The sequence below is a fragment of the Stenotrophomonas sp. ATCM1_4 genome (genome assembly GCF_004348115.1).
Taxonomy (GTDB): Bacteria; Pseudomonadota; Gammaproteobacteria; order Xanthomonadales; family Xanthomonadaceae; genus Stenotrophomonas; species Stenotrophomonas capsici.
Genome location: NZ_QPFB01000001.1, coordinates 4,154,997 through 4,167,653, shown reverse-complemented (window position 1 = coordinate 4,167,653; position 12,657 = coordinate 4,154,997). Strand labels below are relative to the sequence as shown.

The window sequence follows — 12,657 nt, the reverse complement described above, 5'->3', positions numbered from 1 at the left end:
AAGGGTACGAGAAAATTCCACTTTTGGCGTCAGCTAATCTGCGGGGGGATTACCCTCCCACCGGTTCCGGAACCAATGTAGGTTGCATTCTCTGGATCTTGGCAAAGTTTCTGCGCGCGCTTGCAAGCTCAAGACCGTAATCCAGGGCCTTGATGGCGAGACCGCCAAGAAGTAATCCAACGAACGCCTTCACAACCAGCTCAGCGCTCGAAGCTGTAACAAGACCACGGTAGCTCAATAGCAGCAATAGCATCGCGGCCATTGCCAGCAGGAAGTAGAGTCCAAAACCAGTGGCGATACCGATTTGCACGTACATCGCCTTTGCATAATGCCTGTTCTTCCATCGGACCAAACCATCATCCATCTGAAAGAACCGCACCGAATGGCTCAAGGCCCATAGGGTGTCCGCAGCTTGGGAGTTGGAAGCTACGTTGATGATAATCCGGGCCGGCAGGAACTCACGGCAGTAGTGACGAATCAACACTTCACACCAGAGAGGATCACGCTTTGCGCGCTCAAAGTCCCAGAGCTGCAGGAATTCCTGTCTGGCCTTAGCGCGGTCATTGCTAAGCGAGTAAAGGCCCTTGAAGAGCAGAAACAGCAGTACGGCCAAGACGACGATGATCTCACCGGCCACTCTATGGCCGAAGCTTCCTGCCAACTTGAGTACAAGCTCCTGCATCTCTCTCCCTCGCCTTCACTGGCTGGATTTTTAGCGAATCATAGCTGGGTTTTTCGACTGCTTGACCGCAGAAACCGGGATGGAGCAGCCGCCCGATCGCAGGTGCCTTGCTAGCTACGAACGCTGGATAATCTTGGAAGTTGTTGGGGAAAATTCTCCCAATCACTGTCGACGTCGGGTCCTGAAAGCAGCCCTCCCCTGCCCCCTATAGATTTTCCTAATCTCCTTGTGCGCCGGGTATCCGCTTTTGGCCAGCGGCGGATACTGTGAAATGCGGATGCGAGCGTACCGCTGGTCAGGGGTTGTAGGCAGCGTACATTGTCACCAGGGGGCTGACGGAGCTTCCCTGTCTCGCCGGCGAAAGCGTGCACCGTTTCCGGCTTGCTCACCGCAACGGTCAACCACCCAGGTGTGGGCAATGAGTCATGCCCTATGTTGGCGGCTGAGCAGGTCGCTCCCTCGCGCTGAGCGACCGCCAGCATCGACATGCAAGATACTCCTGAAGCCGCTCGTTTCCTGTAGCGACTACATGAAGTACGGCTTGTCGCCGTCGCTTCCCGGCTTGTCACGCCCAGATTCGCGCCGATATGGCGAGCCGGGTTGACCCGGCCCCGGCGTGGACGCGCTGACATACGCGAGCATTGCGGCAACCAGCAACAGGCCGGCACTGGCCAGGAACGTGCTGGCAAAGCCGAAGCTGTCGAACAGCAGTCCGCCGACGGCGGCGCCCAGCGCCATGGAGCACTGCACGACCGCTACCATCAGGCCGCCGCCGGCCTCCGCGTTATCAGTGAACGTGCGGGCCAGCCAGCTCCACCAGCCCACCGGCGCCGCCGTGGCCAGCAGGCCCCATGCCGAGAGCAATGCGGCGGTAGGCCAAAGATGGGGGCCCAGTGGAACCAAGGCCAATGCAATCAGCGCCATCAAAACGGGAATGCTCACCAGCGTGCGATACAGGCCGCGCCTGATGCATGCCCCAACGGCAAGCGTGCCCAGCAAGCCGCTTACACCGATCGCCAACAGCACCAGCGGAACAGCAGTGTCTCCTGCACGCGTCACGCGTTCCAGGAAAGGTCGCACATAGGTAAACAGGGCAAACTGGCCCATGAAGAAGGCACCGCAGGCCATCATGCCCAGTGCCGCTGCACGCTCCCGCAACAGTGCAAGTACCCCGCCATGTGTTCGCCGGCTTTCTGCGGCCATGGAAGGCAGGCATGCCCATTGCCATGCAAAGGCCACGGCAGCGACCGGCACAAGGCAAAGGAATGCACCGCGCCACCCAATCATGCCGCCCAGGTAGCTGCCCAATGGCGCCGCAACGACTGTTGCAAGCGCGTTGCCACTGTTGAATATCGCCAAAGCGCGCGGGACTTTTGCAGCGGGCACCAGCCGCATGGCCGTTGCAGCAGACAGCGACCAGAAACCACCAATCACCACGCCAATCAGCACACGGCCGGTCATGTAGACCAGATAGTTCGGGGCCAACGCCACCACCAGCCCCGACACCGCCATCAATGCGGTGAGCATCAGCAGCAGCGTTCGTCGATTGATGTTGCCCGCCAACCGGGAGATCGACAGGCTGGTGAGCACCGCAAATGCACCCGAGATGGCAATCCCGTACCCTGCCAGGCCTTCGCTTACCCCCAAGTCTGCCGCCAGGGGTGTAAGCAGGCTCACCGGCATGAACTCAGAGGCGATCAACGCGAAGACGCACAGCGTCATCGCGAGTACACCGCCCCAGTAGGCGCGATCTGCAGTGGCGTAGGCGTGGCTCATTTCGCTGCAAGACCGCGCTGGAAGAACGACGTCAGCTTGTCAAAGGGAATCAGGTGGGTACGGTCGTACAGATCCACGTGACCGGCGTCCTTCACCCAGTAGAGCTCCTTCGGCTGCCCTGCCCTTCGATAGGCGTCTTCGCTGAACTCGCGGGAATGCGCGGCTTCGCCGGAGATGAAGAGCATCGGCCGGGGCGAGATTGTCTCGATGTCGTTGAAGGGATAGAAGTTCATGAATTTGACCAAGCTGCTGAAGAGCGGCTGGGTTGTCAGTTCGGCCTTGTCACCCTCGGGCGTGTAGGCGCCGCGCGGGGTGCGGTAGAAGTCGAAGAACTCGCGCTGATTGGGGGGCGTGTCAGCATCGAGATTGTTCACGGTGCCAGGCACGAACACCGGCGCCCCGCCCTTGAATTCGGCCAGACGCTGGTCTGTCGCGAACTGGATCACCGTCTTGCGCTGATCCAGCGACTGGCCATTGTTCAGCCCCTGCCTTGCCGCCGCACCCATGTCATACATGCTCACCGTAGCGATGGCCTTGATGCGCGGGTCGATCTTGGCGGCGCTGACCACAAAGCTGCCGCTGCCACAGATGCCCAGGCCGCCGATGCGGTTGGGGTCCACAAAAGGCTGCGTGCTCAGGAAATCCACGGCCGCACTGATATCGTCCGAATAGATTTCCGGAGCCACCAGGTGCCGCGGCGCACCGGCGCTCTCGCCCCAGAAGAAAAGATCGATCGCAAGCGTTACGAAACCCTGCTCGGCCAGCTTCTGCGCGTAGAGTTGGGAGCTCTGCTCTTTTACTGCGCCCATCGGGTGTCCAACCACCACGGCAGGGGCACGGCTGCCGCCAGGCACGCCCTGAGGGCGGTAAAGGGTACCCACCACCTCCATCTGGTACTGGTTCTGGAAGGTGACGCGCTCCCCCTTGACCGTGGGGCTGCGGTAGAAGTTGTCGGCCCCTGGGGGCTGGACTGGCGCCGCGATGTCAGCGGCCATGGCGGAGGTCGGAAGGTAGAGGCTGGCGAGCAGCGCCAGCAGCAGCGTGGTGCGTTTCATGGACGCAGGGCCTCGATTGGGGATTCAGATCGCCACGATAGGCTCCGCCCTTTACTCCGATAAGCCGGCTGAAAGTTGATGCATTGTTGAGTTTTCCTCACAATTGGTCCATGAGCACCGTGAAGACCCATGATCTGCAGGCGTTCCTGGTGGTTGCCCAGGAGCAGAGCTTCACCAAGGCGGCCGTTCGCCTTGGGGTAACGCCTTCTGCGCTGAGTCATTCGATGCGGCTGCTGGAAGAGCGCCTGGGCATTCGCCTGCTGGCCCGGACCACCCGCAACGTCTCCCCCACTGAAGCAGGTGAGCGCCTGATGCGCTCCATTGCGCCGCACTTCGAGGCCATCGGAGCCAGCGTGGAAGCGCTGGGCGACCTGCGCAACCGGCCGGCTGGAACGCTACGAATCTCCTGCACGGATGATTCCATGGAGACCATCATCCGTCCGCGGCTTGCCGGATTCCTGGCCGAGTACCCGGACGTCACGCTTGAGTTCTACGTGGATTACGGCTTCACCAATGTGGTGGAGCAACGTTTCGATGCAGGCATCCGACTCGGAGAGGCCCTGAGCAAGGACATGATTGCTGTCAGGGTCGGCCCGGATTGGCGCCTGGTTGTGGTTGGATCTCCCGACTACTTCCAGAAGCATCCCAAGCCCAGGAAGCCTGCCGACATCACCCGACACCGCTGCGTGCACATCCGGCATCGCCCGAATGGCGCCATCTATGCCTGGGAGTTCGAAGAGAAGGGCAAGGAGTTCACCGTGCGCGGCGACGGACCCTTGGTCTTCAACAGCATGATCCACGTCATCAATGCCGCATTGGATGGCCTGGGCTTGGCGTACGCGCCGGAACCACTGGTGGCCGAGCACATCGCGCATGGCAGGCTGGTGGCTGTGCTGGACAGGTGGTGCATGCCCTTCCCCGGCTATCACCTTTACTACCCGAACCGTCGGCAACCGTCGCCCGCATTTGCGGCACTGGTTGCGTGGTTGAGGCGGGATACATGATGTGAGGGCGATGCGGGGTGCGGTCTCAATTGCCCTTATGTGTCCTGTATCGGCTGGAAATGGATACCTGCCCTACCCCCGATAAACAACCATAGCCCCCGACCTGCTTGAATGCCGCTCCCGACGGGAGCAGCTGCTATCAATGCGACATCTTCCGATTTCCCAAGCCAGCGCTTGCTGTAGCCAGCCCTGCCGATGGGATTTCCCGCGCCACGACGCTCCCGAGATTCGCCCCTGGCCCGCAGCCATCCGGAGAATGGGACTTCATCCGTGGCGGCATTCCTGCCGTGGTGCCATGCCGACCGCTTGCCGTTGCAGGAGGAGGTTTGACGGAGTACTCATGCAATGCCCCGGCCTCCAGTGATGTAGTTTGATTCGACGAATACTGCGGTGTTACGGAGGGACTGACGCATATCCGGCTTGGCTATCCCATGCTTATGGCGGAATCGCTCAACCTCTGCGGTGTTGAAATGCGCAGTTTGTATGAAGTCCAAGGATTCGGCACTCGCATTCAAATAGCGCGCAATGGGACGAATGCCCAGCAGGAGTTTCAACAGCCGAAGAGGAACGTGGTGTTTTGGCGGTTTTGCGCCAAGCTGTGTTGCCACCTCCGTCAGGAGTTCTCGCAAGCCGGGGCTTTGGCCGTCGAGCGCCAGCAACTCCTTTCCAGCCATGGCAGGATCAAACGCGCATGCCGCCGCCAGCTCAACCAGATCATCCACCGTGACCAGCGGCAGCCAATGGTCGGCAGTGCCGGGTACAGCCGTCAGCTTGCCCAGCACAAGATTGCGAATCAATTCGGCCAGCGGCTGGCCGTCGAGAATATGCCCGGTGCGACTGTGGCCGCAAACGGTAGCCGGATGGATAACGGCCATCTCCCCTCCCGCGGCCGACATCACTCCCAAGGTCGAGAAATGCGCCTCTAGCTTGCTTCCTTCGTAAGCACCCACACGACGATAGACGGCGGACCAGTTGGTCAGCTCTGGATGGGCGATGTCGATTCCGATGCGTTGAAGATGTCCAGCATTTTTCAGCATGAAGCCACCGAACATGACCAAGCGGCTATCCTGCTCTGCGGCCAGTAGTGCCACGCGCCTTGAGCCTTCCACGTTGACCGCACGGGCTTGTTCCATTGAAAGCCCCCAGGCGAAATGGGCGCCCAGGTGAAACACGACCCTGGATTGCCTTAGCACTTCCCGGTCCGCATGGCTCAGCCCAATGTTCTCCTGAGCAAGGTCGCCGGCTACGGCAAAGACCTTGGTTACAACCCCTCCCAATCGGTCGACTTGCTCGCGCAACGCGGCCAGGCGCTCCGGGCGACGCATCAGCACCCGGACTGTATGACCTTTTGAACTCAGGCATGCAATCAAATGCTGCCCGATGAAGCCGGTTCCCCCCGTGACAAAACACTCGACGCTCACTTCCTCATTCCTTAGGTAGGGTGAAAAATCGAGTGTAAACTGTCGACCTAACTCTACAGTCAAGCACTTCCTCATGAGAATCGGCGAGCTCGAGACCCGTAGTGGCGCCAGCCGCCATACCCTGCGCTACTACGAGAAGATCGGCCTGATCTCGCCGTCACGGCGAACCAACAACTACCGTGTCTACACGGCGCAGACGCTGCAGGATTTGGAGTTCATCCAGCATGCGCAGGGCATGGGCTTTTCCCTTGGAGAAATCGGCGAAATCCTGAGTGCTCGACGCAGCAAGGCGATCGATTGCGCTGCAGGCGTCGCAATCATCTCCAGGAAGATGGCGGATATTGAAAGCAAAATGTCCCGCCTCAAGAGCATTCATGAGTATTTGAACAAGGAGCGCGCAACGCTCAGCGCCAGTGCGGCCAGACAACTAGAGCTTCAGGCTAAGCACAATCTGTCCGAGTAAGCAGCCAACATCACCGTCCGGAGCATCCCCTGTCGGAAGGATGCGGCATCAAGACCACCGCAAGCTCGCGCCGGTAAGGGGGGCGGATGTCCGCTTTTGGGTGGAGTTCTGCCCTACCCCAACAATGGGCGCTCCGGATGCAGCCGGAGGCCCAGATTTGTTCACCAGGTCTCAAGCCAGCGCGTCACTCGGCATACGTCCAATCAGTGCACGGCAGACGCGGCGCTGTCTGTAACGGCGTGAATGGCGTCCACGATTGCAGCAGGATCTTCGCGATGGATGTTGTGGCCGGTCGCGAAGTAGCGGTGGGAGCCGCGTGCGAAACCCGCGAACTGCATGACATGCTGGGCTTTCCAGACGGCTTTGCCTTGCACCGTTTCTTCAAGGACGAAAGGTTTGGCCGCAACTTGGGTGGAGGTGAGCAGCGCGACCGGTACATCCGGCATCGTGCGCGGCGTGGCCGCATCGGGCGCGTCCAACTGTGCAACCAGCGTTTGATAGTCGGCGGCCAATGTGGGCGGCAATATCCCCAGTAGCTTGGCATCGTCCGCCTAGACCCGTGCGCTGTCGGCCTGTTTGAGGGCATGCCGCTGCCCCATCGTGGTCGGATCGACCAGCACCAAGCCCTGCAGGCGCTCCGGGTGACGGCGTGCGAACTCGGTGGCGAGCAGGCCGCCGTAGGAGTGCCCCACCAGAATCACCTTGTCTGCGGGAGCGAGGTTGTTGATCACGGCACCAAGATCGCTGAGATGCGCGTCGATGGTCTTGGCCTGCCCATCGCTGCCCGATCCGCCCTGCCTTGCGCGCGCATAGGTGATGCTGCGATAACCGCTCCCCAGCGCAGCAATCACGTCCTTCCACACGTCAGGGCCTTGCCCGAAGCCTGACTCGAAGACGACGACCGGGCCTGTCCCAGCCTGCTCCGCCTTGAGCGTATACGCGCCCCGCTCGACGGAAGTACCGTCCGCCTGTGCAGCCCCCGCTACGGCGATCAGGGCGGCCATCACCCACGTCTTCACGACCTTGCTCATCACTCGACTCCTCCGTGCCTGGGCACGCAACCACCCTTGGATGAAAGGCGCGCGCCTGCCTCGGCGCGGTTGCCTAACGACTCTGCGTCGAATTGTGCTGGTAATGTAGTGAGGTATAACACCATGACTCCATGCTGGAAGTCATGGGCGTGGCGCCCCCGGCAATCACCCTGCAGCCCCGCTTGTACCGCAGCCATCAGTGCTGCGAACGAACGCCTTCGTGGGAACTACGTACTTGCAGCCCGTTGGTTTCGAATGCGACCGATTCGATACGCCGATTTCAGGCGACCCAGCTCGGGAATTAGGCGGACCCGCGAAGCGGGTTCGGCTCGTATGAGTTGTTGGGCAGCGGCTCAGTAGCCATCTGCCTGCAAACGAAGAACCATCTCTCCAGCCTCTTTGTCCGGTAGGAAATCGAGATCTACCAATGCCCCACGATCTGGCGAGCCAAATGTAGTTGAGAAAGATCCACTATGGATGTCTACGTCCTGGCCTATTCCTGGCGCAGAAGCCAGGCAGTTAAGGATACGTTTGGCGTTGTAACCAGCGAACTCCGTGGAACTGTGCTCCATCAGGTAACTGCACAAGTTCTTGCCGGGCTCATAATCGTCGTGCTCACAGGTCTTCGAGCCCATCACGATGTTGTCACCTTCTACCCGTGCACCCCAGAACGTGCGCAAGGTGAGGCCGCGAGTCTCTTCCGGCTTCACAGATATCAAGAAGCTCTCAAGCTCCGAGCAGAATTCGTCCGCTTCTTCGTGAGCGTAGGCCACCATGCTGGGACTGGCCAGAAGTAGGGCGAGTGTCAGATTGGAGAATATCTTCATCTGCCGGCTAAATCCGGAATTAAGCCGCGCCGCGTAGCGGCGTCGGCTTGAATGAACTGCTAGGCGCTGCAAGCATCATGTGGGCCCTTTGATTTTCCTACCCAGCCAGCCTCAATAACCTCGACTGCCGATAGGATTTGCTGTGCAAACGAACGGGCCCGAGCCACGTCGAACTCCACCGCATCCTCATGAGGCATTGCCACAACCTTGATGAAAATGAGTCCCTCATCTTGGCGCGGCTCGCAAGTCGCCGTTTCTTTGTACTTCTGCTCTGAAGAGTCTGTCATGACAATCTTGTGCCTAACTACCTAAAAGACAGACCCGTGGGTCCGGTTATACAACCTATCCACAAAGCACCGTATGGCGGGCTTTTCCTTGGTACGGCTCGATCTTAGGGCGGCAGGGTCTGGCTAACAAGCCGGCGTATAACCGGGACCCAGCGCTAGGCGCCGGCGCGGCACCAATGGCCGCTATGGTTCGGGGCCAGCCCCGGAAAGCTGATAGCTCCAACACGCATGCACTCAGCGATTTTCAAGCGCTTTCAGAATCCCGGGGATGCGCGTATCACTCGGCGCAAGCTCGGCGGCCTTCTTGTAACTGCGTATCGCTTGGTCGCGATCTCCGTTGGCACGATGAGCCTCGCCAAGGCTGTCGTAGACATTCGCCGATTCCGGGTGCGCGCTGGCGTTCCACTGGAAAACCGTCACGGCCTCCGGCACGCGCTTCATTCTCAACAGGCGATAGCCCAGCGAATTCAGTGCTTTCTCGGAAGTATCGTATTCGCTGGCGGCCGCACCCAGCCCTTCATAGGCCCGGGTCATGCCCGCTACGCCCTGCGACGTGGCCAGTGGTATCAGCAGGTTGCCCAGGCTCTTCCTGGCCAGCGCAATCGGCTCGCCGTGGAGCACTGCCATCAATTCCTTGCCCAAGGTCGCTACCGTCTCACCCTGCCAGTAATTGTCCAGGATGATCACCACCGACCGGTCATGCTCGGCGCGGAGCCAGTAGCTCTGATAGCCGGGAACGCTGCCCGTATGTGATTCCACCTTGTAGGTGCCACCCGCCGGCAGGGTCAAGTTCTCCACCTCCCAGCCGTACCCATAGTTCGAGCGGTGGTCTGTCCACATGGCCTGCCGGGAGTGTTTTGCCAGAAGCACATCACCCTGGAGGGCTCGGTCCAGGCGAAGCAGGTCGTCAACCGTGGAGTAAAGGCCGGCTGCAGCGAACGAGACGCTCGGATCGATCGGCATGGGCCGTGCCAGGCTGAGGTCAGGCCGGGTTTGATACCCCGTCGCCAACCGTGGAATGAGGTCATTGGCGTGATACAGCCCGCTGTCCTTCATGCCTGCCCTGTCCAGGATCCGGCCGCGCAGATTCGCCTCATAGCTGGCGCCAGTCACCTTCTCGATGACCAGGCCAAGCAGGAAGTAGCCGTTATTGTTGTATCGCCACTCCGCCCCCGGCGCGCTGACCAGGGTTCCGGGTATCCACGCCTTCGCGAAGTCTTCTGGATCGAACGACAGCCGTGCCTGTGTATTCCACCAGGGGTCCTCGTAGCTACGCGGCAGATCCGCGACGCCGGAAGTATGGTTCAACAGTTGTGCCACCGTGACCGAAGCTGCGGGGGTGTTGGCGTAGAGCGCCGGCAGGTAGTCGCCCAGCGTTCCCTCCAGCCGCAATCTGTTCTCCTCCACCAACTGCATCACCAGGATGGCGGTGATTGGTTTGGTCAACGAGCCAATGCGGAACACGCCTTCGCCCACATTGGGCACCTGCCATTCCCGGTTGGCCAGCCCATGGGCGCCGCGATACAGGATGCGCCCATGCTGGGCGACAAGAACCACGCCATTGAAGTCACGGTTCGCTGCGTAGCTGTCCACCAACTGTTTCAGCTCGGCGGGACCTGCCTCTGCCCTGGCCGGTCCGGAAACAACGAGCAGCGCTGCAAGGAAGCCTGCTGCCACAAGAATGGCGCGCCGAAAGGATCGGCTTTCTTTCGGCGAGAGGGGCAAGATGGCGCGCGGCATCCACATATCCCATTCATAAAGAGCGCAGTGTAGCCGTGCCGAATCATTGCGAACGGCCGCGATTGCCATGACTGATGGCCTACGAAAGACCCGCGGGCCCGGCCTCCAGGTCCGCGCCATTGTCAGCTGGGTTCAAGTTCGCGTCTTCGATCCAACCCCGTCGATGCTGGCAGAATGTCGTGGCCACTACGTTCCTTCTCGAAGCATTGGCGTGATAGAACAAGGGCTTCCCGCGGCCCGGCCGTACCCGGCGAGAAGCACCAGAATCACGATGACTCCAATCGAACAGTTCCACAAACAGATATGGGCCGCCCTCGGCCCGGTGGACGAGGCTGCCTTCGAGGCGATTGCCGCGCAGCCGCCGAGTGATGCGGAAGTACAAGCAGTTGAGGCTGTGCTTGACGCCCCGCTCCCGCCCGAATTCGTCGCCTTCTCGCGGAAGAGCAACGGTTTGCTCGTCGTTGCCCGGACCGAACTCTGGCCCGAGCCGGAGCTCTACTCGGTCGGCCCTGCCTGGAAGTCCTGGCGCGGCGTCATGCTGTTCGGCTTTGATACCGGGGACCTGCCCGAGTGGGCAAGCCTCACCACGGCGGCGGCGGCGCTGCGCGACCTCGAGGTGGAAGGCGTTGCCCCGGTCTTCAAGGTGCTGGGGGACCACGATCGGATCTGGGGCGTGGACCGCGATGGCGGCTCGGTACTGGTCATGGACGGCGAAATACAACGCCTGGATGCCCCGATCGCTGAACTTTACGCTGCGGAGATTGCCGAGCTCATGGACCGGCAGCAGGAGTACGTCCGGACAGCCCCGAAGCGGTAGCGTGTTCCCGGCACGCGCACGCCTCCCGTCATTGGACTTTCGCGGGCAGCTGCCCGGTGATGATCGACTGCTGCCGCCGGGACAACCCCGACAATGCTTTGGCATACGACCAGCCGATCAGTTCCTGCAGATAACCGGCGGGCACCGTAGCGACGTCGACGATGGTCACCCAGTGGAACCTGGCCATGTAGCGGGCCGGCTTGATGCCGGGCACATCGGTCAGCTCCAGGAACCGTTCGGAGGTGGTACGGAGGCTGAAGCGCCATCGCTCCGGCGCGCTGGTCTTGAAGTAGGCGAACTGGCGGCCCCCCACCTGGAACGCCAGCACGTTGCCCGGCGGCCCATGCAGTTTGACGGTCGCGCCCGGGTAGGCACGGCAGTGCTGCTTGACCTGTTCCACGTCCATCGGTGTTCTCCCGTACATCTCAGGGGAATGGGGCACCACGACCGGCCGCCGTTCAGGCCGCCGCGGCAGCCACGTGCTGGATCGACAGCGCCAGGATGACCTGGGCCACGTAGTAGAGCGGCAAGCCCCAGAGGCGATTGATGAAACGATGCGCCACGAAGCGGTCGCGTGCCACGGAAATGTCCGACACGGCGAACGCGATGGCCCCGCCCGCGAGCAGCCAGTTGCCGGACGCCGCGCTCGCGGCGATCGCAAAGGCGCACATCGCGACGATGGCCAGCACATAGGCACCGACCGCAACGCGGTAGAACCCATCCAGATGCTTCCATAGCCAGGCAAGCACGCTGGCACCGATCACCGCCATGGCCGCCAGCCCGACCAGCAGCGCCGGCAACGGGACCCCGACCAACGAGAACGCCAACGAGAACGCCACGTGGGCCAGCAGGAAGCTGGTGATGCCGAGCAGGAAAAGCCGGTTCCGGTGTGACAGCAGGAACACGTCGCCCACCCAGCTGAGCACCAGCGCGGCGAGGATCACGCGCCCATAGGCCGAATGCACCGCACCGAGTTGCAGGGCCAGCGCGACGAACGCGGTGCTGGCGGTGATCTTGGAGATCGCCCGGCCCGGCCGCCATCCCCGGTACTCGCACACCACCAGGGCCGCGCACGCCGCAAGGCACGCAATGATCGTGATTCCCACACCGGTCAACATGGGCGTTCCTGCTGGAGGTCGTATGCAGCGCCCGCGGGACGGGCAAGGCCGCACAATCTACCAGTGCGTCATGCTCGTGTGGCGATTGCGCGGGCGGTTCCGCGTCGCGTCGACATGCCAATGAACGATGTCGCCGGATAGTGGGTGCCGGACAGCAGCCTCATTCTCCAGGTACCTCTGCCCCACCCCGTACACGGCCGTGTTCGTCGCACGTGAGCTTCGCCCGTGAAGGCGGCACCGGGACTCCTGTCCCCGATCTGTCCATCGAGGTCGATGACCTTGATGAAGCCCTGCACCGGGTACGACGGGCCCACATCACGCTGGAGTACGGGCCCACCGACGAGCCTTGGGGCGTGCGCCGGGTCTACGTGAGGGATCCACCGGGAAAGCTGGTCAACATCCTCCAGCACCCCTGGCCACTGCCGGTCACGCGTGA

The 12,657-nt window shown here is 61.5% G+C and carries 13 protein-coding genes and 1 pseudogene; 4 read left to right on the top strand and 10 right to left on the bottom strand.

What is annotated here, in order from left to right; all coding sequences use genetic code 11:
* Window positions 1–49: 49 nt before the first annotated feature.
* The 3 genes from ATCM_RS18945 to ATCM_RS18935 all read right to left on the bottom strand — a co-directional run bounded on the left by ATCM_RS18945 (window position 50) and on the right by ATCM_RS18935 (window position 3,513).
* Complete coding sequence (locus ATCM_RS18945; protein ID WP_132866010.1) at window positions 50–682, bottom strand: hypothetical protein; 633 nt, start codon at window positions 680–682, stop codon at window positions 50–52.
* A gap of 525 nt (window positions 683–1,207) precedes the next feature.
* On the bottom strand, window positions 1,208–2,458 hold the full coding sequence (locus tag ATCM_RS18940; RefSeq protein WP_132866009.1) for an MFS transporter: 1,251 nt from the start codon (window positions 2,456–2,458) through the stop codon (window positions 1,208–1,210).
* The gene (locus ATCM_RS18935) at window positions 2,455–3,513 is read right to left on the bottom strand and encodes an alpha/beta hydrolase (protein WP_132866008.1); all 1,059 of its coding nucleotides are present in this window, start codon (window positions 3,511–3,513) and stop codon (window positions 2,455–2,457) included. Before ATCM_RS18935 ends, ATCM_RS18940 begins: the two co-directional genes overlap by 4 nt.
* Before the next feature lie 110 nt (window positions 3,514–3,623).
* Here ATCM_RS18935 and ATCM_RS18930 point away from each other — a divergent pair, with 110 nt between their 5' ends.
* Window positions 3,624–4,517 carry a LysR family transcriptional regulator gene (locus ATCM_RS18930; protein WP_132866007.1) on the top strand — a complete coding sequence of 298 codons (894 nt, stop codon included), beginning with the start codon at window positions 3,624–3,626 and terminating at the stop codon, window positions 4,515–4,517.
* Between the two features lie 338 nt (window positions 4,518–4,855).
* On the opposite strand, the gene ATCM_RS18925 is transcribed toward ATCM_RS18930, so the two are convergent.
* The gene (locus tag ATCM_RS18925; RefSeq protein WP_132866006.1) at window positions 4,856–5,938 is read right to left on the bottom strand and encodes an SDR family oxidoreductase; all 1,083 of its coding nucleotides are present in this window, start codon (window positions 5,936–5,938) and stop codon (window positions 4,856–4,858) included.
* 73 nt (window positions 5,939–6,011) lie between these two features.
* Between ATCM_RS18925 and ATCM_RS18920 the strand changes: the two genes are divergently transcribed.
* A complete protein-coding gene (locus ATCM_RS18920) occupies window positions 6,012–6,401 on the top strand; it encodes a MerR family transcriptional regulator (RefSeq protein ID WP_132866005.1) in 390 nt (129 codons plus the stop codon).
* A gap of 203 nt (window positions 6,402–6,604) precedes the next feature.
* Here ATCM_RS18920 and ATCM_RS19490 read toward each other — a convergent pair whose 3' ends face one another.
* From ATCM_RS19490 to ATCM_RS18905, 4 genes are all read right to left on the bottom strand, one after another.
* On the bottom strand, window positions 6,605–6,913 hold the full coding sequence (locus tag ATCM_RS19490) for a hypothetical protein (RefSeq protein ID WP_343145378.1): 309 nt from the start codon (window positions 6,911–6,913) through the stop codon (window positions 6,605–6,607).
* A gap of 39 nt (window positions 6,914–6,952) precedes the next feature.
* Window positions 6,953–7,432 carry an alpha/beta hydrolase gene (locus ATCM_RS19485; protein WP_343145377.1) on the bottom strand — a complete coding sequence of 160 codons (480 nt, stop codon included), beginning with the start codon at window positions 7,430–7,432 and terminating at the stop codon, window positions 6,953–6,955.
* A 353-nt stretch (window positions 7,433–7,785) separates the two neighbouring features.
* Window positions 7,786–8,259, bottom strand: coding sequence for a hypothetical protein (locus ATCM_RS18910; protein ID WP_132866004.1), 474 nt, complete (start codon window positions 8,257–8,259; stop codon window positions 7,786–7,788).
* Between the two features lie 521 nt (window positions 8,260–8,780).
* Window positions 8,781–10,355, bottom strand: a complete 1,575-nt coding sequence (locus ATCM_RS18905; RefSeq protein ID WP_165931227.1) for a serine hydrolase domain-containing protein — start codon at window positions 10,353–10,355, stop codon at window positions 8,781–8,783.
* Between the two features lie 202 nt (window positions 10,356–10,557).
* Between ATCM_RS18905 and ATCM_RS18900 the strand changes: the two genes are divergently transcribed.
* Window positions 10,558–11,103: an SMI1/KNR4 family protein gene (locus tag ATCM_RS18900; RefSeq protein WP_132866002.1), complete on the top strand. Its 546-nt coding sequence runs from the start codon at window positions 10,558–10,560 to the stop codon at window positions 11,101–11,103.
* Window positions 11,104–11,131: 28 nt separating this feature from the next.
* Here the strand turns inward: ATCM_RS18900 and ATCM_RS18895 are convergent, their stop codons facing one another.
* The gene (locus tag ATCM_RS18895; protein ID WP_132866001.1) at window positions 11,132–11,509 is read right to left on the bottom strand and encodes an MmcQ/YjbR family DNA-binding protein; all 378 of its coding nucleotides are present in this window, start codon (window positions 11,507–11,509) and stop codon (window positions 11,132–11,134) included.
* A 52-nt stretch (window positions 11,510–11,561) separates the two neighbouring features.
* A complete protein-coding gene (locus ATCM_RS18890) occupies window positions 11,562–12,221 on the bottom strand; it encodes a lysoplasmalogenase (RefSeq protein WP_132866000.1) in 660 nt (219 codons plus the stop codon).
* Window positions 12,222–12,427: 206 nt separating this feature from the next.
* On the opposite strand from ATCM_RS18890, the pseudogene ATCM_RS19400 reads away from it, so the two are divergent.
* A pseudogene (locus tag ATCM_RS19400) lies at window positions 12,428–12,631 on the top strand (VOC family protein); the annotation flags it as partial.
* Window positions 12,632–12,657: the final 26 nt, after the last annotated feature.